The following is a 22396-nucleotide window of genomic DNA, read 5'->3' as shown; positions in this document are numbered from 1 at the left end:
GTCTGCTAAGGGTATTTGGATGAATGCCGCAGAGGAAAAATAGTGGCAGTGCGTTAATTGATGGTTCAAAGCCTTAGTAAGGAGGGCTTACTCATGAGATTTCTTTTAGTAATATTTTTCTTTTTAAATGTCGCATTTTCTAATATGAGTATCTCAGAACTTGAAGTTTTGGCGGATAAGGGATCAGTGAATGCTCAAGGTATTTTAGCAACGATGCATTATTGGGGAAAAGGTGTCCCCCAAAACTACTCTCAAGCTAAAAAATATTATGAATTAGCCGCCCAGCAAGGACACGCCACAGCTCAATATAATTTAGGTGTTATGTATAATTATGGGGAAGGCATCGCGCAAGATTACGCTAAAGCTAGGGAGTATTATGAGCTATCGGCACAGCAAGGATACTCTAAAGCTCAATATAATTTAGGAGTTTTATATGATAGGGGCGAGGGAGTAAAACAAGATTTTGTGAAAGCTAGAGAATATTATGAGTTAGCTGCAGAGCAGGGCCATGTCGCAGCACAATACAATTTAGGAGTTTCATATAATAGAGGCGAGGGGGTAGGGCAAGATTACGTTAAAGCTAAAGAGTATTATGAGTTAGCAGCACAACAAGGATATGCACCAGCGCAGCATAATTTAGGTGTTTTGTATGATAAGGGCGAGGGAGTAGCGCAAGATTTTCTAAAGGCGAGAGAGTGCTATGAGCTAGCAGCAAAGCAAGGACATACAGGTGCGCAATATAATTTAGCGCATATGTATTTAAAGGGCGATGGCGGCGAGAAAAATTTAATGATATCTAAAGAGTATTTTAGACAAGCTTGCGATGGTGGGAGTCAAAAAGGGTGTGATGACTATAAAAGGTTAAATAAATCTGAAGAGTAATAATTTTTTGAAAATGATAAAAGTGGAGGATTATTATGCGTATTTTTTATGTTCTATATTATGTTTGGTTGCTTCCATAAGCCATGGTCAAGAATATGTTATTCATGGCTTTAAATTAGGCGGGCCAGTTTCTGAAATTGAAGGTTTTGATGATTATTCATTAACATCGGATACCGAGGCGGGAACATTGAAGTATTATCAAGACATCCTCATCGATGGTATCGATACTACGGTATATGTCAGAGTGCTTGATAATCATGCGGAAGAACTTGTTTTTTCTAGGAGCGCAGAAAAGAAGGATGTTGAGACAATTATTATAAGTATTGAGGCGCAATTAGGCTTATCGAAAAAAGACCGGAAATATGATGTCCAGGGTGATACAAAGTTGATCTTCCATTCTGAGCAGGATGATATTTTATATAATATCTCAATTATGCAAACTGAAGTTCGTGAGATTGGTGAAATCGACATGCAAGACGGTTATCAAACAAAAAAAGATGCATGATCACTTCAATGCTTATTATGAAAAGCAAAATGCTCAATAATATACTTAAAAAGTGATAAAAAGCTTATAAAAATTAAGGTCATATTTTTACTCAATTTCATGATAAATAATGATATTTTCTTGGTGCGGCAATCAGTTATTGTCTATAAAACTAGAGGTTAAGTGGGTATTAATCAAAGTCTCGTGGGTGCTTATTCCAATAAAATTGCGATAGCTTTATCGTTTAGATTATTTATATTTTTGTAAATAAAATAAGATACAATCAGGAGAATAAAATTTGAGGAGAGATAATGAAGCGCTTATTTTTACTGCCGGTCTTAATATTTGGATTTTCATTGGCCTGTGATCAGCCTTATGAGGAGATCGAAGGCATCAAAATTGGTTGCCCTTATATCGGGGATTTGTCTAAAGGGACTCTTAAAGAAGATGATGAGAGAGTCACTCTTTATGAGTACCGGCTTGAAAATAGTTTTTTCGATTCTGCAGAGATAGAAGTTGTAGAAGGGAAAATAGAAGGTCTCTCCCTTTTAAAAATCTTTAATAATTTAGAAGCCCTAAAAAGAGATAGAGGGATTTTATTGGGATCTCTTGATAAAAAATGGGGAGAAGGGGTAGTTATTGGGGATAATGAAGGATTGATTGTATATGTGAATAAGAAGCCTAATAGTGAGTATTTAGGCTCTATTATGGTGTTAAGTTCCTTTATAGAATCGGCAGGGATATTTCGAGTGGCTTATACATCAAAGTTATTAACCCCTGAATTTGATTGATAATGCAGTATCTAACCGTTCGCTATTTGCCCTTAACGGAGAGTTACTACCATGCTTTTTTTATTGAAAGTAAGCATGAATAGATTACTTTCAATTTATTGGAATGAGTATCAGCTATGGATCTATTTTTTATTATTTTTTAAGGTTATAAAATAGATCAACACCCCTGATACAAGCGCAATAATAGCAAGCATTATTATTGTGATAAGCCATTCATAAGATGAGCTTAAAGGGTTGTGATGATCGTTAATGAGCCATTTTATAAGCCCTTCTTGAGGGATAGTGCCTGTCGTTTTTAAGTAGATAGTAACAAATAGCCCTATCGCAAGTATTAGGAAAGCCCCAATTCTAGCTAAAAGCTTTCCTCTTTTTTTAGCGCATGGCATACAGTTTTTGAGGTTATCAGGTTTTTGATTTTCTTGGCATTTAGGACAAAAGGACATAATATTTCCCTACGGTTAAAAGAAAGATATTATCCTTTAATGTAAATTAAAATCAATTTTATTATATTGTTTGATGCTGAGATTTTTAAAATATTCTTGCAATAGGATCGAGGCGAGGAATTTTTACCGTCACAAAAATAACCCTCTATTAAGATTATAGACTTTTAATAGAGGGTTATTAAGTATTTTATCGATTAATGATTCAATGTCATACGCTTGAATCCATCTGCAGTAACGCTCATCTGCAATCGAATTTCTCTAAGATTCTCTCTTTTTTTATGAAGTAAGTGACCACATTCGCAGGGAATATCATTTTCCATTTGAATCATTTTTACGTGACGTTGTTTTTCACATTTAGGGCAATTGAAAGTAACATCTAGCTCATTTAATATTTCATCAATCATGATTTATCCTCTTTAACCTAAATTATAGTAGATGAATGTTAAAAGTGGGATGCAACAGTAAAAAGATTATTTCATAAATGATGGTAGGATCACTTTGAGAGATTTTTTGTGATTATTGCGAGAGCTTTGTTGTCTCTTGAGTGAGTATTTGAGTATTCTCCTCAACCTCTCCTACTTCCTTTTTTAATTCATTGACTTGATCTGTCAGATCATCGCCGCAGTTTGTGCAGATAAGCGTTGTGTTTTTTAATAAGCTATCAACAGTGGCTTCAATTTCGTTATAGCATTTTGTGCAGCGTATGGTGGAAGATTGTTTAGATGACATAATATTCCCTCTCATTAAAGTGGTTGTTATTAACGTTAACTATTAGATTAACATGATAAATTTCGTCTTGAAATAGAATTTTTTAATGGCGTCATCTTGCTTCATTGAGATTACTAAAAACTTCCCCGTTGATTTAATGGTCTTTAGTAATAGGGGGAATACGGCTTTTGTTTTAGTCATAATATTAGAAAAGGATATAAAAAAGGTAAAATTTATATAAAAATTACTTGCCCAAATCTTATCTTCTTGCTATATATAAATCACGTACTGGAAGAGTACGTAACTCCTATAGGCTAGTTAAAAGGGGGTAATTGATTCAACGTTATTTAAGTAGTACTGAGTTTCAATCTAGCAGCTCATTTGAAAATTGACCAAATGAGCATAATCTTAAAAATGAGAAGAGTGATAGGTGCGTTTACCCTATCTATTATTGAAGTAAATCTTAGTTTAGACGTTTATTTTATAAGTTAGTACATTTGGCCCTTTTGAAGTTTAAAAGGAATAATTATTTTATAAAATTGGTCCCTTTTATTAGGATTTTTCATTCAACAAAGCCCGTTTCTATAGCGGGCTTTTCTAGTTTTTAGATCCTATCTTTTTGATATTTATAAACCTTATAAATAAGACGTTTATGATGCCTTATTTTGCGCTAATATTATGACACTTAAATCCAATATTAAAGGAAGAATATGGGCGTTAAAGAGAAGGATATCAAGCATTCTAATGGGTATTGTATTGCCTTACTGATTGTGACATTTTTAAGTTTTTTAGTAGGGCTTATCTTAATGATGTATGGGGAAGCACTATCGATGGAGCTTCTATTTTATGGCACAATTTTGATTATCACCTTAATCTTAGTGATGGATCGTGAGCACTTAAAAGAGATCTATCCTGAGAAGAAAATATTTGCAGGAATCACCGTTATATTGGTTCCTTGGTATCTTTATCAAAGAGCGAAATTTTTAAATCAGAGACAAACTTTCTTATTAATCTGGGTCTTAATGATGGTGCTCGGCACGGCTATTGATTATGTATTGGAGAAAATCAATAGTGGATTACCGACTTGTGAGAGTCGTGAGGTTATCAGCATGTTAAGTGAGATCGTTAATAATATGGGGCTTCATTTTGTAAGCGTGACAAATATTCAAGAGTTAGAATTTGATGAAGATTTGGGGTTAAGAATTTGTCATGGCGCTGTCCAAACGGAATATATGGAGAAAGAGGAAGGAAGATATAAGATTTATTGGGGAGATAGTCATCGCTCTTCTTATATTGTTGAAATTGTTCCTGTATATGAGGGTTACTCCTATTAATTTCATAAGGATTTAAAATTACTCTTATTGCCTTATCGGACAAGGGCTCGCTATTGCGGGCTTTTTTTATCATGATAAATATTTTTCAAATTTCAATATCGTTTACCAGTTGACAATATGGCTTTTTTGAAATAAAGTTAACTCGTTAACAATATAGAGATACCCAGAAATGGATAGAGATATTTAAAAATATGACAAAAATGGCAGAAGAAGTGTATCAATCAATTGTTCGATTAACGCATGTGCAAGAGGCAGCAAGGGCTAAAAAGCAAGAGAAACTACAAAATGTGCTAGGGGATTATTCGATAACTCAATTGCATATCTTGGCAACTATTGCATCTAATGATTTAGTGAATAACCGTTTATTAACAGATGAACTAGGGGTGACAAAAGCGGCGATTTCAAAAGCGATAATAAAGCTTTTAGATCATCAGTTAATCAGAACTTATCAGCTAGAAGAGAATCAAAAGGCAATCTTCTATCAGTTAACAGATGCCGGGAAGGTACTCAATCAAACCCATTTTACATTACACCAAAAAGCTCATAGACAATACTTACAATTTTTAATGCAATTTGAAGCGGATCAGTTACATCAGGTACAAGATTTTATGAATCAATTAATAGATCATCTGAAGATCAATGATTAGCAAGAGGTAGAGATGAAACAATATCAATCATTATTAGAAAGTACTTTTCAAGATCTGTTTAACCCAGTTAAAGATGTTGATGCTATTAGACCTTATTTTGATAAGGATTATACCCAGTGGGTAGATGGTAAGATGTTAGATTATGACGGATTTTTTCGGCATGTGACGGCATTAAAAGAGGTGATCGCCTCAGCTTATATCGAATTTATTGAGTATATTGAAGATGGAGATAAGGTGGCTGATATTCATGATGTGTTTGTCACTAAAAAAAGCGGGGAGAAGCTTCATGTCCGTGTTATGGCATTTTTCACATTTAAAGATCAAAAGATCGCCTCCGTACGAGAACTCACGCAGCTTCTCGTGGGAGATGAAGCAGATCAAGATATCGGGTCAAGATTAGCTTAATTTGATAAGTTAGCCCTCATCGCATGATGATAGCGTCACTGATATGTCATAGAGTCTATCTATACTAAAGATGATATAAATCGTATATGAGGTGATAGCTGATGACAGGAAATAGGCCGCTACAGAATTATTTAACCCTGTTAGGTAATGATTCAGTCACTGAATTATTAAATACTTCTCAGCTCTATTATCTTCAGCAATTTGTTGGCGTGCAGGAGAAGTGTCTCTCTTCTGTTTGTCCTGCATTTAATCTCTATATAGATGATGAATTAGGAAATTATCCTTTAAACGAGATCGTGCGCAACATTCAAGATACCATCTATCCTGCTGAGCTTGTGGCTTTAGAGCTTAGTGGGAAAGATCTGCGTATATGGCTTGAGATGATGGCGAGTATTTATCAAAAGCCGCAAAAAGGACGGGATACTTTTTTGCAAAAAGAGGCCCTTACCTTTCTTTTTTACCCTATTGCCGGTCTTGAGTATGAGATTGAGATAGATCACGAAGCCTTATATGATCAGTTTGGCAATATAAGGCTTGATCACTCAGGATTAGGGCGGATAGGAACAATCTATTACGACGGCAACCCGATTACAGATGATGAGCAATTTACCTTAATAACCAATTGTTATGCACCATTTTTAAAGCGGGCACAATGGCAAGGAAATCATTTTATTAAAATAGGTAATGTGACGAACCTTAAGGTGCTAGACTTTTATGTTAAAGCCCTTGATGAAGCATTAGATAGAGCAGTAGAGGCTTACCCTTTATCTTTATTCAATGCGATTAAGATTCGTTGGAATTGGCATTTAACATCTCACAGCCAGCAGCATCTATTTTTGCCGACTTCACAAAAAATATTAAAAATCCCGAAGATTTTTGCCAGAAATTATACTTTTATTAAGCAGCAAGATGAACCTTTAGGATTTGAGCTCGGTATTTACCCGCAGAAAATATAGCGCTCTTAAAAGCTTGTCTTAAATTAATAATCCCCCTTATATTTTGCTTATGCGGACGGAAAATATAAGGGGGATAGTATCTTATGAAGCAATGTTAGACTGTTTTAAAAGCCATATAAATAATGGTCATTAAAGCTTTGTGGTGTCAGCTTGTGGATGAAGATAGACCTCCATTTGTGGGAAGGGAATCGCAATGTTATTTTGGTCTAGGGCATTTTTAATTTGCTCTAACAATTCCCAACGAACAGTGGTGGCATCCCCATTTTTAGTCCAGTAACGCACAATATAGTTAAGAGATGATGCACCCATCTCATTTAAACGAATTGTGATTCCTTTCTCTTGTAAGATACGTGATTCATTTGCCACAATATCATTTAATATTTTTTTCACAATTTCAATTTGAGAGTCATAAGCAACGCCAATAATGAGATCTGTACGGCGATCGGGTTCTCGGCTAATATTAATAATATTCTCTTTAATAATATTACTATTAGGAACGATAATGGTGTGACCATCAGCAGAAAGTAAGGTCGTGGAGAAGATCTCGACATGTGTAACCGTCCCTTCAATAGAACCAACCTTTACATATTCACCAGCTTTTAATGGGCGGAAAATAACGAGTAAAACACCTGCTGCAAAGTTAGATAAAGAGCCTTGTAAGGCCAAGCCGACAGCTAACCCCGCAGCCCCTAATACGGCGATAATAGATGTTGTTTGAATACCAACTTGGCCTAATACCGCAATAAGTGTAAAGGCGATAATGGTATAACGAATCATAGCGGCAATAAAACCACTAATGGTTGCATCTATCTTACGAAGAGAGAGCATTCGACTAATGCCGCGAGAGACCCACTTTGCAATGAGTAATCCTACAAAAAGGATTAAAAGTGCAACTGCAAAATCAACAATATAGTCCATAATTAAAGTTTCATTGCTGATGAGCCAACCAGTTGCTTGATCGACTCTGTCTGTGACATCTTTTGTATTCATATTTTTCCTTCGATCTAATGGGAGAGTTTTAGGAGGTTAAATTTTCTCCTATCAATAATAGGAGAAATTTAAAAAGAGAGTGTTTTTGTAGTATCTATCGATTATTTTACGCCTTGAATACTATGATCTACTCTTTACAGCTTAAAACGGCTTTATATTCCTCTTTCATTACAGGGGACAAGATTGTTAAGGTTCCAGATTGTAGGGCAACATATTGATCTTTATAAGCCTCTCTGACATCTAAGGTCATAATGAGATCTTTTTCAGAATTGCTCCAAATATGGAGATGCTCCGTCTCATAATGGCTACGGTGTAATTTAATAGGCGTATGCTTAATTTTTATCACCATATCTTCCGCTTTATCGCCAACGCCGCGAGCTAGCATAATTTTTTCAGGATTTTCCATGGCAAAAGGTTGAGATAAAGAGATATCGCAACGATGCTTTAAGGATTTTAGTTCAATTTCTGGAAGTTTAGGATTATCACCTTTGGTATCGCTCTCTTTTAATGGTGATTTATCTGGGTTTTCGGAATCAATGAGGGTAAAGCCAAGGGCGAGTGCATATTCTTGGTTATTCATTTTCGGCGTGGTAATTGCCGGCGTTTTAGCCTGAACAAGTTGGATAGATGAGAGTAGCAGCGCGCTACTGAGAAGGGTGCAAAGATATTTCATGGTCGGTTCCATTTAGGAGAGTTATCGATGATCCGAAGTCTTAATAGGCTTCTCATAGACTATTTTACAGGATGCTCAAAAAAATGGTTGTTTGAAAAGTAGGGAAAAGCTTTTTTATGTGTGGAAATAGGATGGGATTTTATAGTCGATTTGGTTTAATAGGCACCGTTTTAAAGATAAAACAATGCAGCGTGTGAATCAAAGCAGCTTGCAAGATGCCGGATAGAACTATTTTTGTGCTTCTTATGATCCTGGCGCCGGCAATCTGATTTAGTCTCTTTTAAACCGATTTTACTATAAAAACTAATCAATGAAAAAATCCCGCTACTTTGCTTCTATGGAGTCAAATTAGAAACAAAATTAGCGAGATAAAGGGATATCTCTGAAGTAAGATACTTCTAAGATATCTCGATAGGATTAATCAATAAATATTGCGCTTAAAAAGCTTTCAAAAAAGTAGAAAAATATAATCTTTATTCTAAAAAAGCCTTTTAATCTTGATAATTAACGATTGCTGGCATCAATCACGATATTATCAGGATCAATATTGTCACCATAAAATGGTTTTACCGCAGTGTCGTAGGCTTTATGGAAGAACTCTTGCGCTTGTAGTTCTAAAATTTGGGCATTGACCCAATCTAAAAGTTCTTTATTGCCTTTTTTCACAGCCGGCGCAATCACATCATCAGGACCGATTTTTTGAATGGATACTGTAAAGTTAGGATTATTATTCGCCCATGCATAAAGTAGCGCATTATCATGTGCTAAGCCTACTGCTCGGCCATCTTGTAATGCCGCAAAAGCTTCTGAGTTGTGGTCATATTTTTGTAGATTAACCTCAGGGTGATGCTGGGCAAAATAGGTTTCAGCAGTTGTCCCTTTATTAACAATGATTGTTTTTCCATTAAGTTCAGAGAGATCTGTAATCGGGGCACCATTTGGGGAAACAAGGCCAATGGCGACTTTCATGTAGGGCTCTGCGAAATCGACCTGTTCCACACGAGCCGGCGTTACCGTAAAGTTTGCAAGAGTAATATCGACTTTATTTGCATCTAAGACATTAATGCGATTTTGCGCTTCTGTTAAGACAAATGTGACTTTATCTTCATTTCCAAAGAGTGATTTACCAAGCTCTTTGGCAAGCTCGATATCATACCCTTGGCTTTTCCCTGCGCGGTCAACATAACCAAATGGAGGTTTATCACTAAATACAGCAACACGTAGTTCGCCGCGATCCTTAACGGCTTGTAAGCTATTATCAGTCTCTTGAGCCATTGCATTTGCACTCAATAAAAGTGATGCGCCAAGTAGTAATGTGGAGAGTTTTTTGGGTAAATTTTTCATGATGTAATATCCTCTTTTTGAATGATTAAATTTTGAAATTTAAAATGTTAGCAGTGAATCGGGGGTCTTAAGATCTCTTGAAATGATCAGTTTCTTTGATCAATTTCTGAAATGTTTAGAAATCAAAGACCGTTAAAAATTGTTTAGCTCGATCTGTTTTGGGGGCAGTGAAAAAGGTTTCAGGATCACTACTTTCAACAATGTGCCCTTGATCCATAAAAATAATTCTATCGGCAACTTTACGAGCAAAATTAAGCTCATGGGTTACAAGCACCATCGTCATGCCACTTTTTGCAAGCTCTTGAATGACCTCAAGTACTTCTCGCACCATTTCAGGATCTAAAGAGGCGGTGACTTCATCAAACAGCATAATCTCAGGATTCATTGCAAGCGCTCTAACGATCGCTATACGCTGCTTTTGTCCTCCTGATAATTCTCGGGGGTAACTATTTTTACGATCTAATAACCCAACTCTTTTAAGAAGTTCATCGACCTCTTTTATCACTTGAGATTTTGCGCGTTTTTGTACTTTAGTAGGACCTAATAAAATATTGTCTAATACGGTCATATTGGGGAAAAGATCATAGCTTTGAAACACCATACCGATTTGGCTTCGAATCGTTGTCCAGTTAGTTTTGGGTTGATGAAGTTCAAGGTTATTAAATTTTATGGAGCCTGAATCAATTTTCTCCAATCCATTAAGGCAGCGCAGTAATGTAGATTTACCACATCCTGATGGGCCTAAAATTACGATGACTTCCCCTTTATTCACGGCAATATCAATGCCTTTAAGGATCTCCCTCTCGGCAAATGATTTGGTTAAGGCGGTGATGTTTAATAATGGGTTCATACGTTTTTAACTCTAATAGTGATTCTAATGATTAAGAAGATCTGTTTATTTAGTAATGATTTTAAGTAGGTATTTGCGGTTTATGATTCTTTAATGCTTTCTAGTAAGCCGGCTGGCAAGCTTTGAGAGGGGATAACAGATCATAAAAAAGATTAGAAGAATAAGTCCATAGATCCAAAATGGTGCCATCGGGTTATTCATCATCGCAGCATATTCAATAATCTCTTTTCCCACTTTAATAATATCTTGCACCCCAATTAAGACGAGCAGGGAGGTCGTCATAATAATTCGGGCCGAGAGATTAAGGGCAGGTGGTATCGCCATTTTAAGCGCCTGAGGGAGTAAGACATAACGAAATAGTTGAAACTGGTTAAGACCAATAGCAAGTGCGGACTCTCGTTGATGCTTAGGCAGAGAGAGGATGCTCCCTCTGACAATATCGCTCATCTCGGCAATGCCCCAGAAGCTAAACGCAAGGATACCGACAACTCTTCCACTAATATTAATATTTATGATTGCCGGCAAAATATAGTAAAGAAGGTAGAGCAATACAAGCGTTGGTAAGATCCGAACGACTTCTAGGTAAAGACGAAAGGGAACTCGTACAAGTAAGCGATTTGAGGTACGAATAATTCCAAAAATAGTCCCCCAAAAAAGCGTCATGATAATGGAAATTAGTGCTACTTCTAAGGTGAAATAAAGTCCGCTGAGTAGTCTTTCAATTGATATCCAATCTAAGATATCAAGCCCCAAATTCTGCATAGCGTGCTCTCCTTTCAATGAATGTTAAAGCTATCGTAAAAGGAATAATGACTATGGCGTAAGCGATCACTAAAAAGAGGAGGTTTTCATTGGTGTGACCATTATTACTAATGAGATTGATAACAACCGTGGTGATATCAGTGCCGGCAATTGCGGTAAATACAGAGGTTTCCTTAAAAAGGAAGATGCAGTTTGCTCCAATCGCTGGAACGCTGTAGGTGAAGGCTTGCGGCACAATGATATATCTTGCTAGCTGGAAGGGATTTAATCCAATCGCTTTTCCAGAATCAAGCTGGGAGCTAGCAATTCGCTGAATGCCACTTTTAAAAGCCTCGGCCATATAAGCGCTTCCTAAGAGAGATAAACCAATGAGTGCAGTAGTTTCAAAACTCATAACAATGCCAAAGGCTCTTGGAAAACCAAAATATAAGAAGAAGAGGTGCAGTAATAAGGGCGTATTTCTAAAAAATGCGACAAAGCCATTAAAGATCTGGCTTAAAATAGGTATCCGATAAAAAATTATAATACTCATCACCATGCCTAGGATAAAGGCATTTAAAATTCCCCAAAAGGAAATTTTTAGCGTGAGCCAAAAAGCACTTTGGAGCAAGGGATAGACTTCTTGTAGGTAACTCATAGGTTATTTTGTTTTAAAGTAGACTAAAAGAGTATTTAATAAATACTTAATGTATATGTTTTGTTTGTTATTGCTTTGTACAATAGCAAGTAAGATAATTAATCGTCAACATTTATTTTAGTTTGCCAAAGGGTTTCTCCATGACGACACGTTTGTTAATTTCTCAAAGTACTAATCCTCTTTTTAATCTTGCGGTAGAAGATGCTATTTTTAGAAGTATGGATCCTGCTCAAAAAGTGCTATTTTTGTGGCGTAATGACAATACGGTTGTTATTGGTCGGGGGCAAAATCCTTGGAAAGAGTGCAATACCAAGAAGATGGAAGAAGATGGGATTACTTTAGCGCGTAGAAGTAGCGGCGGCGGCGCGGTATTTCATGATCTTGGGAATACAAATTTTACTTTTATGGCAGGAAAGCCTGAATATGATAAGTCGATATCGACTAATATTATTTTAAAAGCGCTTGGGCTCTTAGGTATTGATGCAGAAAGTTCAGGGCGTAATGATTTGATTGTGAAAGTTGGGGATGAGATTCGTAAAATATCAGGCTCTGCTTACCGCGAAACGCTTGATCGTGGATTTCATCATGGGACTTTACTGATCAATGTGGACTTTACCAAGCTTGGCAATTATCTCAACCCTGATCCTAAAAAGCTTCAAGCAAAAGGGATTACTTCTGTTCGCTCTCGGGTTGCAAATTTGCAAGAGTTTGATGTTACTTTAGATCATGAAAAGCTTTGCGCGGCGATTCAAAAGGTTTTCTTTGATCAATTTGGGGAAGCTAAAACAGTTGAGCTGATCTCAGAAGATAACCCGCCTAATATTCCAGGTTTTAGCGATCAATATGAGAAGCAGCAGAGTTGGGAGTGGAATTTTGGACAAGCGTTGCAGTTTAGTCACGAGCTATCAGAGCGCTTTTCATGGGGCGGTGTTGAAATTCATTTAGATATTATTCGAGGCGGCTTAATCACGAAGGCAAAGATCTTTACAGATAGCCTTTTTGTAGAGCCATTTGAGCAGCTAGCTACTAGATTGATAGATTGCCACTATCGCCCTGCAGATCTTAAGGCGGCATTAGAAGATGTGGGTAAAGATTTTCCCGATTTTAATATACCTTGGCAGGAATTTAGCCGTTGGTTTATTGCTGAAATTAAGTAGTTGCGTTTTAAATCGTGATTAATAGGGGGGATAATACGCAAGCTTTTAGCACAAAGAAGTAGGGATTTGATAGTGTAAGCACTCTATCTTTATCGCTATGGATTGTTAGCATTACTAGCTTTGGGCGTAAAAAAATCCTCTGAGGGAGATTTCAGAGGATTGCTGGTTCTTTGGTAGCGATTACTTAAGGGATTGATAGACGCTATCAAAGATTGGGATGTTTGGTAAATTACAAGAAGTTATTGCTTAACAGCTTCTACTTGAATTTTAAGCTCTACCTCTTTAGGAATGCCGGCATCAACTAAGAAGTCGATTCCCCAAAGGGTACGATCAATAGTGGTGGTAAAATCACCGCCACAAACTTCTGCATTAAACATGGGATTTTCATAGCAGTTAAATTTTGTAGCAGTTAAAGTGACAGGATGTGTTTTTCCCATCATTGTCAATTCACCTGTAATTTCAGTAGGTTTATTGCCATCAAAAACCCATTTTGTAGATTTAAAGTTAATTTCAGGAAAACTCTCTACATTTAAAAGGTCGCTACTGCTCATGTGGCCATCAAAATCTTTACTACCTGTGTTTAAAGTATTCGTTTTAATGGTGATATCTAATGCGCCTGTTTTTGCTTGTGCATCAAATTGTACTACACCATCAATGCCGTAAAAACCACCATGATTAGTTGAGGTTTGAAAATGGTCAATATTAAAGCGAGCATTAGTATGAGATGGGTCAAGCTTATATTCTGCAGCTATCGTACTTGAGAACAGGCCAAGCATTGCAGTGGCTAATAGTAATTTTTTCATATCTTTTCCTTTGTTAAATAAAACAGTTAAAAGAAGTATTGATAAGTTGTGAACTATTTTCATCATAACAAAGCTTTGGATAATCGAATAACGAAAATTTTTGAAGCTTACCCTCGAATATATTCAATATAGGCTTTTGTAAAACATTCTATATTAAAGTCAATATATAACTTTAATAAAAAGGAGTTTTCAATGAAAACACTGATGGGAATCTATCAAGCGCCAGGGGCACATTGGGTTGGCGATGGTTTTAATGTTCGTTCTCTCTTTACCTATAATAATCATGGTCGTCTTTTAAATCCCTTTATTCTTTTAGACCGCGCAGGTCCTAATGAGTTTAAACCTACAACTTATAAAAGAGGTGTCGGAGAGCATCCCCATAGAGGGTTTGAAACGGTCACGATTGTTTATAAAGGGGAGGTGGCTCATCATGATTCTACGGGCGAAGGCGGTGTTATTGGCCCTGGAGATGTTCAGTGGATGACGGCTGCATCGGGTATTTTGCACGAAGAGTACCATTCTCAAGACTTTGCAGAAAAAGGTGGGGTATTTGATATGGTGCAACTGTGGGTAAACTTACCGGCAAAAGATAAGATGAGTCAACCGGGATATCAGCACATTACGAGTAATACAATCCCGACTGTGAAGCTTGGGGCTGATATTGGTGAAATGCGAGTGATTGCCGGAGATTATGAAGGAAATATAGGGCCTGCAAAGACCTTTACACCACTTGATGTCTGGGATTTTCATTTAAAAGCCAATGCGAAAATTACTATTCCTGTAAAGCATAATCGCCGAGTGGGATTGATAGTGCTTCATGGTGAATTACAACTTGATAATGGCAGTCAGCTATATGAAGCAGAGCTAGCGATTTTTGATAAATCAGGAGAGACCCTTGAAATAACAGCGAATAAAGATTCGGTGATCTTATTTTTAAGTGGTGATGAGATCGAAGAGCCTATTTTTGGTCATGGACCTTTCGTGATGAATACAAGAGAGGAGATCATGCAGGCTTCTGTCGACTATATGCAAGGTCGGTTTGGTAAAATGCCGAGCTAGTTGATTGGATAATTATTCACAATAAAGCTTCTAAAATTATTAAAAGCATCGTTAAGATTATCAATTTTACGATGCTTTTTCTTTTATAGTAGATTCGGTTTAAGAAGCCCTATTTACGATTCTTGTGCTTCTCAGAATCGATGTGCCGGCAATCTGATTCAGTCACATTTAAATCGATTTCACTATATTAAGGGTACAGAGTGTGTATTAAATTAGCTTGCACAATGCTGGATAGAACCATTCTTGCGCTTCTCATAACCGATGTGCCGGCAATCTGACTCAGTCACTTTTAAAGCGGTTTTACTATAAGTTTTCGATTTTAATAGATTATTTTGATGCCTTTTTAGACTGAGTAATAAATTTATCATTAAGAGTTTGGAAGAACTTTTTACTTCTCCCTTGAAATTTTAAAAACGAGCGCCATCTATTTAAGTGACTTTATTTTTGTCGAGCAGACAAACTTTAATTGATGTGTAACATAAATAAAAAGATGACAAGGAGTTTAAGAGCATCATGACTAAGCATACACAGCCAGAAACTATGCAATTTCAAACAGAAGTGAATCAGTTATTAAATTTAATGATTCACTCTCTCTATTCTAATCGTGAAATTTTTCTTAGAGAACTCATTTCAAATGCCTCAGATGCACTTGATAAGCGTCGTTTTGAAGGCTTAACTGATTCCGTATTAATTGAAGGACAAGGAAATCCTGAGATTGATATCGCATTTGATAAAGCGGCCAAAACATTAACGATCTCCGATAATGGGATTGGAATGACCCGTGAAGAAGTGATCGATAATATCGGAACGATTGCAAAATCAGGGACAAAAGCATTCTTAGAGCGCTTAGAAGCTGATCAGAAAAATGCATCTCAATTAATAGGGCAGTTTGGGGTTGGGTTTTACTCAGCATTTATTGTCGCCCATGAGATTGAACTGATCACTCGTAAAGCAGGAACTGATGAGAGTAGCGCAACGATCTGGACATCAAAAGGGGAAGGGGAGTTTACCCTTGCTGAAACCACAAAAGAGAAAGCCGGAACAACCATTACGCTTCATATGCGTGAGGATGATTTGGATTTATTAAATGAATGGTCAATTAAAGAGATCGTTAAGAAATATTCAGATCATATTGCCTACCCGATTATGATGGCGGTAGAAAAACCGATTATGCCTAAAGAAGGCGAAGAGAATTCAGAGCTTAAAACAGAGCGTGTTATTGAGCAGATCAACTCTGCGGAATCGCTTTGGCAACGTGATCGCTCGGATATTAAAGATGAAGAGTATGAAGCATTTTATAAAGAGTTAACGCATGATTTCTCAGCGCCTCTTTCATGGAGTCATAATCGAGTTGAAGGCAATACTTCTTATACATCGCTGCTTTATATTCCAAGTGTTGCACCGCAAGGATTATGGGATCAAGAGGTAAAATATGGTATTGATCTTTATGTGCAGCGTGTCTTTATCATGGCGGGCTCAGATAAGCTTGTACCAAGATACTTGCGTTTTATTAAAGGGATTGTTGATACACAAGATTTACCGCTTAATATTTCTCGTGAAATTTTACAAAACTCTAAAACGATCGATACTATTCGCCAAGGCTTAACTCGCCGCTCGTTGACGATGCTTGAGTCTTTAAGTAATGATGCAGAAAAATATGCAAAATTCTGGGGTCAATTTGGTCGAGTATTAAAAGAAGGCTTAGGGGAAGATCATAGTAATCGTGAGAAGATCGCAGGACTGCTTCGCTTTGCTTCAACAGTTACAGATGAAGAGTCCGTATCTCTTAAAGCGTATAAAGAGCGTATGGCAGAAGGGCAAGATAAGATCTACTACATCACTGCTGATTCACTCAATACAGCAAAAAATAGCCCACATTTAGAGATCTTTAAATCCAAAGGCATTGAAGTCTTACTTATGACGGATGTTATTGATGATTGGATGACTGGGTTCCTTCATGAGTTTGATGGCACAGAGATGGTGAACGTTGCCAAAGGTGATGTCGATCTTGGTGATAAAGCGGAAGATCAGGAAGCTGAAAAAGCCGTAACAGAAGAAGAGGTTAAACTTGTTGAGCGAATGAAAGAGGTGCTTGGCGAGCGAGTTGAAAATGTGAAGATCTCTAAACGTTTAACAGATTCAGCGTCTGTTTTAGTAAGAAATGAGCATGCTTTAAGCGGGCATTTTGAGAAGATGTTAAGGGAAGCGGGGCATGATGTTCCTTCAATGAAGCCATGGCTTGAAATTAACCCTAAACATCCTCTTTTAGTAATGTTAGATAAAACAAGTGATGCTGAGCTTTCTAGCGATATTGCAATGCTTGTTTATGAAGAGGCATTGTTACTGGAAGGCGCGCAACTTGATAATCCATCGGAGTTTGTTGCAAGATTAAATCGTTTAATGAATCGTAAGTAAGAGTGCTATTTCCTTTTTTAATCAAGTAAAGCTAATAGTAAACAGAGCTAAGCCCTCTATTTTAAAAGATAGGGGGCTTTTTTTAGGTAGGAATATTTTATCTTTCTGCAATTAAGGAGGATTTTAATGATTTTTTAAAAAACTTCTAAGACTTCAAGTTTAAAAATAGCCCTGTCTATATTCAATATGTCTGTCTATTGGTAATAATTATTTACTAATATATAAATATTTACATATCTATAGTTATAATAAAAACCGTTAGCAGTTCCTCCTTAAATTGGCTGCTAATGTCCTTTTGTATATTATCCTGAGAAAATAATATAATTTGAGCAAGGCGCCTAGCGCTTTGCTATTTTTTTATTCTTTATAATTATTGACGCAGCATTGTTTATTTATCTCACAATAATATAATCTATATATCCCTGACATCTGCAATCGGATTATCGCCTTTCATTAAAGGAGAGTTGAGATAATTGAGAATCATTGTGGCGGATTCATGCGGTGAGAGAAGATTTCCATTCTCTTTTAGATCTACAAAGCGATCGATATTGGGAAAAGCTGTTTTTTTACTTCCACGAATTTCAACTTGCATATCTGTATCAATCACGCCAGGGGCAAGCGCCGAAACATAGATGGGGTAAGGCTTTGTTGTTTGTTCCACATGCATTGCGCGCGTGAATTGATCGATTGCCGCTTTCGTTGTGCAATAGATCGACCATCCTGAATAAACGTGTCTACCTGCGCCCGATGAGATATTGATCACATTTTTACTAATAGGCAGATCTTGGGTTAAAGCGGCAAAATCATTAGTGAGGGAGATGGGGGCGATAACATTAAGGGCGATCGCTTTTTCAAGATGTGCATTATCTAGTTGACCGATTTGTTCTATGGGGCCAATCATCCCGGCATTATTAATTAAGGTAATTTCGGTTGCAAGCGAGATAAGAGGTTTTAGCCATTTTAAGATTTTTGTATTGGCATTATCAGTTGTAATGTCTAATGGCATTAGATTAGATAAATTATCAGGGTTACTTCTAGCAATCCGTAGGACTTTGTGACCTTCTGATTCCAAGATTGTCGCTAGCGCATTACCAATTCCTTTTGAAGCACCTGTAATAATAAAAATTTTCATAAAACTCTCCTAATCACTGATCTGTCAATATTAAAGTATTAGATAACATTGATTTCTAGATGTAAAGAATACGTTTTAGCTTTATTGTCGATTTAGTTTAAGAAGCACCCTTTTAAAAGTAAAATAGGGCCGTAAGCATTCAACTAGTTTATGGGAAACCAGATACCAGATACCAAGATAGAACGATTTTTGTGTTTCTCATAACCTATATTCTGGCAATTTAATTTATTGGTTTTTTTAATATATTTTACGGTAAGCCGTTTTATTGATGATACTCAAAAAAGAGGAATGATTGCATAAAGAGCGCTTAATTTTGTTGCTGAAGAGGAAGAGATAGCCCATTGGTTGTGTCTTTGTATGATTTTAGACTGGAGATCTAAAGGGAGAAGCTAAGAGATTTAGCTAAATGAGTTGACAGTGAATAAATAAAATTATTAAAGAAGAGAAAAGGTTACGAAAAGATTAAAAAACTTGGTGAAAACTTTATGAAAAGCACTCAAAATTACGGATGATTTTCATGTATAATGGCACTTTATAAAATTTCTAAATGATAACAATCAGTAGGTAAATCCAGTTATGAAGGGAACAATGCGCATTTTAACGACAGCACTACTTTTAGTCTCATCTTTCTCAATGGCTGAACAGCTCTATATTAGTGATGCATTGCAAGCGCCGATTCGCTCAGGTTCTACTGATAATTACCGTATTATTAAGATGATTAATGCCGGCGAACCTGTAGAGAAAGTCTCAGAGCGAAATGGTTATGTACAAATTCGTTATGAAGGGGGAAAAACGGGTTGGATTCATCAAAGTTTCTTAATGAATGAGCCAAGTGCACGTAATTATATTGAAGAAGCGAAAGAGCGCTATGAGCCACTTTTAAATGAAAATAGAGCATTAGAAGCACAGATTGAGAAGATTAAAGAGCAGCAAAATAGCGTTAAAGATCGTTTAAATGATGAAAAGTCGGGTCTTGAGTTAGAGCTTGAGGTTTTAAATGCTGAAAATGAGGCATTAAGATCAGAAATTATTGAGCTTCGTAAATTAAATGAGCATGAGATTGAGCTTGCACAAGAAAATGAAGAGTTAAATAAAAAAGATCATCTACAAAAGGTAGAAATTACCCGTTTAACACAAGAAAATGCAAGATTGCAATCTGTTAATCGTAGCAGTGAATGGACGGCGGGAGCATTGATTTTACTGGGTGGAATTATTTTAGGATCTGCTATTTTACCTCGTCTTTTTGCGAAAACTCGTCGTAAACGCAGTTGGGATTTTTAAAAAAGATTGACATTTTAGCGGGGAGTCGCTTTAATAAAGTTTGCCGATTTGAAACAGCTTGCGGGCACAACAGCTAAAGCGTGATATAGAGAGTTATATCTGATGATGGTACTCATAATTAGACGAAAACTCTATGCCAAAATAGTTGAGAGCCCGTAACTGTTGTTACGGGCTTTTCTTTTTTGGGCGGTTTTTCTTAATAAATCGTCTTCATTAAGGTAGAAAAGTCTAAAAGATCGATAAATATGACAATAAATTATGAAAGATCGAGTAAGGAACTATCATGCATAAGATTGAAAACGCAAAACGCAAAACTTTTAAAAAATTCGCATTAGCCGGTGTGCTGTTGATGAGTGGATTATTGCTCTCTGGCTGCTTTAAAGATGAAGCAGAAACAACCACCGCAGAGATAAAAAAAGAGATCGTTTTTGGTACGACAGTTGGCGATTTTAGTACGATGGTGCGTGAAAAAGTAGGTCCAATGCTTGAAAAGCAAGGTTATAAAGTAAAGCTTATTGAGTTTTCAGATTATGTTCGCCCAAATCTAGCGCTTGCCGAAGGTGCGTTGGATATCAATATTTTTCAACATAAACCTTATCTAGATAGTTTTAAAGCGCAGCATAACCTTGCAATTGAAGAAGCTTTCCAAATCCCCACAGCGCCTTATGGACTTTATGGTGGGAAGGTGAAATCACTTGAGGGTGCTTATAAAGGGATGAAGGTATCAGCTCCGAACGATCCTTCAAACTATGCACGAGTTTTGGTGATATTAGATTATTTAGGTTGGATTAAATTAAAAGAGAATATTGATCCATTAACAGCATCTCGTCATGATATTGCAGAAAACCCTATGGAGATTGAAATCATCACATTAGAGGCGCCACAGTTACCAAGATCATTGCAAGATGTAGACTTCTCAGCAATCAATGGCAACTTTGCTATTAGTGCCGGTTTAAATCCGAAAGATGCGGTATTTAAAGAGCCAAACTTTACTTTTGTAAACTGGTCTGCAGTGAGAAGTGAAGATCGTGATAGTCAGTGGTTAAAAGATGTAACAGAGGCTTTTAATTCTGATGAATTTAAAGCCTATAGCGCTGAGAAGTTTGAAGGGTATCAACTTCCGGAAATTTGGGGGAATTAGTTTTATTCTTAAAATCAAAATTTAAAAATGATTAATACTAACGATTGATGGCTTAATAGATCAATCAATCGTTAGTTAAAAGTAGGTTTAAAGTGAAGTTGAAACAAAGTAAATAGCGTAAAATTCAACAATTATATGAATTGTTGAGTAGACAAAAACTTCATAAAAATCAATAAAATATTTAAAAGTAGGTGAATTATTAAAACCTACCTTTAATACTAGTCATAATCCATTTGTAAGGAACTCAATTTATGAAAGGTGTTTTTAAAAAACTCGCATTCGTATCACTCATTGGTGGAGCTGCGGTTCTCGCCGCTTGTAATTCGGATGAAAAAACAGATAATCAGCAGCCTTTAGAGGTGAAAAAAATTCGTATCGGAACGACTGTTGGGGATTTTGCAGATATGGTGACAGATTCTGTGAAGCCTCAATTAGAGAAGAAAGGATATGAGGTTGAACTGGTAGTATTTACAGATTATGTCTTACCTAACCGCGCTTTAGCCGATGGCTCTTTAGAGATTAATACCTTCCAGCATCTCCCTTATCTCAACTCCTTTAAAACATTAAATGAGCTCGATTTAACGGAAGTATTTCAAATTCCCACAGGACCTTTAGGCATTTATAGCGGTAAGAAAGACGATTTAAGTAATATCGCACAAGGCGCTAAATTTGCAGTCCCTAATGATCCTAGTAACTTTTCGCGTTCATTAGCATTATTGGTAGATGCGGATATTATTACGCTAAAACCTGGTACCGATTCTTTAAAAGCAACAAAAAATGATATTGATGAAAACCCACATAATATCGAGTTGGTGATGATTGAAGCACCACAATTACCTCGTGTGCGCCCTGATGTTGATTATGTAGTGATTCCAGGGAATTACGCGGCAAGTTCTAACATTCCATTTTCAGATGCGCTTTTTGCAGATCCTGGATTTATCTTTATTAACTGGGCGGCAGTCAAAACTAAGGATATTGATGCATTATGGTTAAAAGATGTCACAGAAGCCTATAATTCTGATGAATTTAAAGCATATGCTGCAGAGCGTTTTGCAGGATATAAATATCCTCAAGCATGGCAAGATGACAAATAAACCGCTAAAGATGAATCTTAGTTGATTGTTGGAAGAATAAAAATATTTAAACTTTATATTATTTAACCCCTATATTTTATTAAAAATAAATTTAGATTTAAATAACATCAAACCAAAATGATAGGTACCTTAAAAGGGTACCTATTTTTTTGATAATTTTATTGTCAGGATTGTCTTTAGATGATGACTATCGAGAATAAAGAGAATACTTATCACCGTGTTAACATCATTTTTAGCCCTATTCTTCGGGGATAAGGTAGATATCGTAAAGCAGTTAAAGTTACTAAGTCAGATTGCCGACGTATCGGTTATGAGAAGTGTAAGCGTGATGATATTCGGTATCATGCAAGCTTATTTGACGCATATGCGGCTCTGTTTTGCTTTTAAAGTACTGTTTCTTAAACCGAA

The 22396-nt window shown here is 36.5% G+C and carries 24 protein-coding genes; 13 read left to right on the top strand and 11 right to left on the bottom strand.

Annotated elements, in window-relative coordinates; genetic code table 11:
* Positions 1 to 93 precede the first annotated feature (93 nt).
* The 3 genes from MMG00_RS05645 to MMG00_RS05635 all read left to right on the top strand — a co-directional run bounded on the left by MMG00_RS05645 (position 94) and on the right by MMG00_RS05635 (position 2157).
* Positions 94 to 882, top strand: a complete 789-nt coding sequence (locus tag MMG00_RS05645; RefSeq protein ID WP_242152644.1) for a tetratricopeptide repeat protein — start codon at positions 94 to 96, stop codon at positions 880 to 882.
* A 7-nt stretch (positions 883 to 889) separates the two neighbouring features.
* A complete protein-coding gene (locus MMG00_RS05640; protein ID WP_242152640.1) occupies positions 890 to 1387 on the top strand; it encodes a hypothetical protein in 498 nt (165 codons plus the stop codon).
* Positions 1388 to 1677: 290 nt separating this feature from the next.
* Positions 1678 to 2157 (top strand): hypothetical protein, encoded by a 480-nt coding sequence (locus tag MMG00_RS05635; protein WP_242152634.1) that lies wholly within the window; start codon positions 1678 to 1680, stop codon positions 2155 to 2157.
* Positions 2158 to 2279: 122 nt separating this feature from the next.
* Here MMG00_RS05635 and MMG00_RS05630 read toward each other — a convergent pair whose 3' ends face one another.
* The 3 genes from MMG00_RS05630 to MMG00_RS05620 form a co-directional block, all read right to left on the bottom strand.
* Complete coding sequence (locus MMG00_RS05630) at positions 2280 to 2600, bottom strand: hypothetical protein (RefSeq protein WP_242152632.1); 321 nt, start codon at positions 2598 to 2600, stop codon at positions 2280 to 2282.
* 194 nt (positions 2601 to 2794) lie between these two features.
* A complete protein-coding gene (locus MMG00_RS05625) occupies positions 2795 to 3004 on the bottom strand; it encodes a hypothetical protein (RefSeq protein WP_242152629.1) in 210 nt (69 codons plus the stop codon).
* 112 nt (positions 3005 to 3116) lie between these two features.
* Positions 3117 to 3329 (bottom strand): hypothetical protein, encoded by a 213-nt coding sequence (locus tag MMG00_RS05620; RefSeq protein WP_242152626.1) that lies wholly within the window; start codon positions 3327 to 3329, stop codon positions 3117 to 3119.
* 689 nt (positions 3330 to 4018) lie between these two features.
* Here MMG00_RS05620 and MMG00_RS05615 point away from each other — a divergent pair.
* The 4 genes from MMG00_RS05615 to MMG00_RS05600 all read left to right on the top strand — a co-directional run bounded on the left by MMG00_RS05615 (position 4019) and on the right by MMG00_RS05600 (position 6650).
* Complete coding sequence (locus MMG00_RS05615) at positions 4019 to 4642, top strand: hypothetical protein (protein ID WP_242152623.1); 624 nt, start codon at positions 4019 to 4021, stop codon at positions 4640 to 4642.
* Positions 4643 to 4833: 191 nt separating this feature from the next.
* Positions 4834 to 5289 carry a MarR family transcriptional regulator gene (locus tag MMG00_RS05610; protein ID WP_242152621.1) on the top strand — a complete coding sequence of 152 codons (456 nt, stop codon included), beginning with the start codon at positions 4834 to 4836 and terminating at the stop codon, positions 5287 to 5289.
* Positions 5290 to 5301: 12 nt separating this feature from the next.
* Positions 5302 to 5694, top strand: coding sequence for a nuclear transport factor 2 family protein (locus tag MMG00_RS05605; protein ID WP_242152618.1), 393 nt, complete (start codon positions 5302 to 5304; stop codon positions 5692 to 5694).
* A gap of 101 nt (positions 5695 to 5795) precedes the next feature.
* Complete coding sequence (locus MMG00_RS05600) at positions 5796 to 6650, top strand: 5'-nucleotidase C-terminal domain-containing protein (RefSeq protein WP_242152615.1); 855 nt, start codon at positions 5796 to 5798, stop codon at positions 6648 to 6650.
* A 129-nt stretch (positions 6651 to 6779) separates the two neighbouring features.
* Here MMG00_RS05600 and mscS read toward each other — a convergent pair whose 3' ends face one another.
* The 6 genes from mscS to MMG00_RS05570 all read right to left on the bottom strand — a co-directional run bounded on the left by mscS (position 6780) and on the right by MMG00_RS05570 (position 11906).
* Positions 6780 to 7640 carry a small-conductance mechanosensitive channel MscS gene (gene mscS, locus MMG00_RS05595; protein WP_242152612.1) on the bottom strand — a complete coding sequence of 287 codons (861 nt, stop codon included), beginning with the start codon at positions 7638 to 7640 and terminating at the stop codon, positions 6780 to 6782.
* Between the two features lie 127 nt (positions 7641 to 7767).
* Positions 7768 to 8313, bottom strand: a complete 546-nt coding sequence (locus tag MMG00_RS05590; protein ID WP_242152610.1) for a hypothetical protein — start codon at positions 8311 to 8313, stop codon at positions 7768 to 7770.
* Positions 8314 to 8817: 504 nt separating this feature from the next.
* Positions 8818 to 9657 carry a cysteine ABC transporter substrate-binding protein gene (locus tag MMG00_RS05585; RefSeq protein WP_242152607.1) on the bottom strand — a complete coding sequence of 280 codons (840 nt, stop codon included), beginning with the start codon at positions 9655 to 9657 and terminating at the stop codon, positions 8818 to 8820.
* 115 nt (positions 9658 to 9772) lie between these two features.
* Positions 9773 to 10507 (bottom strand): amino acid ABC transporter ATP-binding protein, encoded by a 735-nt coding sequence (locus tag MMG00_RS05580; protein WP_242152604.1) that lies wholly within the window; start codon positions 10505 to 10507, stop codon positions 9773 to 9775.
* A 90-nt stretch (positions 10508 to 10597) separates the two neighbouring features.
* Positions 10598 to 11269 carry an amino acid ABC transporter permease gene (locus MMG00_RS05575; RefSeq protein ID WP_242152600.1) on the bottom strand — a complete coding sequence of 224 codons (672 nt, stop codon included), beginning with the start codon at positions 11267 to 11269 and terminating at the stop codon, positions 10598 to 10600.
* Positions 11250 to 11906 (bottom strand): amino acid ABC transporter permease, encoded by a 657-nt coding sequence (locus MMG00_RS05570; RefSeq protein WP_242152597.1) that lies wholly within the window; start codon positions 11904 to 11906, stop codon positions 11250 to 11252. Before MMG00_RS05570 ends, MMG00_RS05575 begins: the two co-directional genes overlap by 20 nt.
* A gap of 140 nt (positions 11907 to 12046) precedes the next feature.
* Between MMG00_RS05570 and lplA the strand changes: the two genes are divergently transcribed.
* Positions 12047 to 13063: a lipoate--protein ligase gene (gene lplA, locus MMG00_RS05565; protein WP_242152594.1), complete on the top strand. Its 1017-nt coding sequence runs from the start codon at positions 12047 to 12049 to the stop codon at positions 13061 to 13063.
* 239 nt (positions 13064 to 13302) lie between these two features.
* Here the strand turns inward: lplA and MMG00_RS05560 are convergent, their stop codons facing one another.
* Positions 13303 to 13866, bottom strand: a complete 564-nt coding sequence (locus MMG00_RS05560; RefSeq protein WP_242152592.1) for a YceI family protein — start codon at positions 13864 to 13866, stop codon at positions 13303 to 13305.
* Positions 13867 to 14058: 192 nt separating this feature from the next.
* Here MMG00_RS05560 and MMG00_RS05555 point away from each other — a divergent pair, with 192 nt between their 5' ends.
* Together MMG00_RS05555 and htpG are read left to right on the top strand one after the other, a co-directional pair.
* Positions 14059 to 14925 (top strand): pirin family protein, encoded by an 867-nt coding sequence (locus tag MMG00_RS05555; RefSeq protein ID WP_242152588.1) that lies wholly within the window; start codon positions 14059 to 14061, stop codon positions 14923 to 14925.
* A gap of 513 nt (positions 14926 to 15438) precedes the next feature.
* On the top strand, positions 15439 to 17340 hold the full coding sequence (gene htpG / locus MMG00_RS05550) for a molecular chaperone HtpG (RefSeq protein WP_242152586.1): 1902 nt from the start codon (positions 15439 to 15441) through the stop codon (positions 17338 to 17340).
* Between the two features lie 412 nt (positions 17341 to 17752).
* On the opposite strand, the gene MMG00_RS05545 is transcribed toward htpG, so the two are convergent.
* Positions 17753 to 18472: an SDR family NAD(P)-dependent oxidoreductase gene (locus MMG00_RS05545; protein WP_242152582.1), complete on the bottom strand. Its 720-nt coding sequence runs from the start codon at positions 18470 to 18472 to the stop codon at positions 17753 to 17755.
* A gap of 576 nt (positions 18473 to 19048) precedes the next feature.
* On the opposite strand from MMG00_RS05545, the gene MMG00_RS05540 reads away from it, so the two are divergent.
* The 3 genes from MMG00_RS05540 (at position 19049) to MMG00_RS05530 (ending at position 21988) form a co-directional block, all read left to right on the top strand.
* Positions 19049 to 19753 carry a TIGR04211 family SH3 domain-containing protein gene (locus MMG00_RS05540; protein WP_242152580.1) on the top strand — a complete coding sequence of 235 codons (705 nt, stop codon included), beginning with the start codon at positions 19049 to 19051 and terminating at the stop codon, positions 19751 to 19753.
* 283 nt (positions 19754 to 20036) lie between these two features.
* Positions 20037 to 20894 carry a MetQ/NlpA family ABC transporter substrate-binding protein gene (locus MMG00_RS05535; RefSeq protein ID WP_242152578.1) on the top strand — a complete coding sequence of 286 codons (858 nt, stop codon included), beginning with the start codon at positions 20037 to 20039 and terminating at the stop codon, positions 20892 to 20894.
* A 251-nt stretch (positions 20895 to 21145) separates the two neighbouring features.
* A complete protein-coding gene (locus MMG00_RS05530; RefSeq protein ID WP_242152575.1) occupies positions 21146 to 21988 on the top strand; it encodes a MetQ/NlpA family ABC transporter substrate-binding protein in 843 nt (280 codons plus the stop codon).
* The last annotated feature ends 408 nt before the right edge of the window (positions 21989 to 22396 follow it).

This window comes from Ignatzschineria rhizosphaerae, from assembly GCF_022655595.1.
In the GTDB taxonomy this organism is placed as follows: Bacteria; Pseudomonadota; Gammaproteobacteria; order Cardiobacteriales; family Wohlfahrtiimonadaceae; genus Ignatzschineria; species Ignatzschineria rhizosphaerae.
This window is presented reverse-complemented; position numbering and strand designations above follow the sequence as displayed.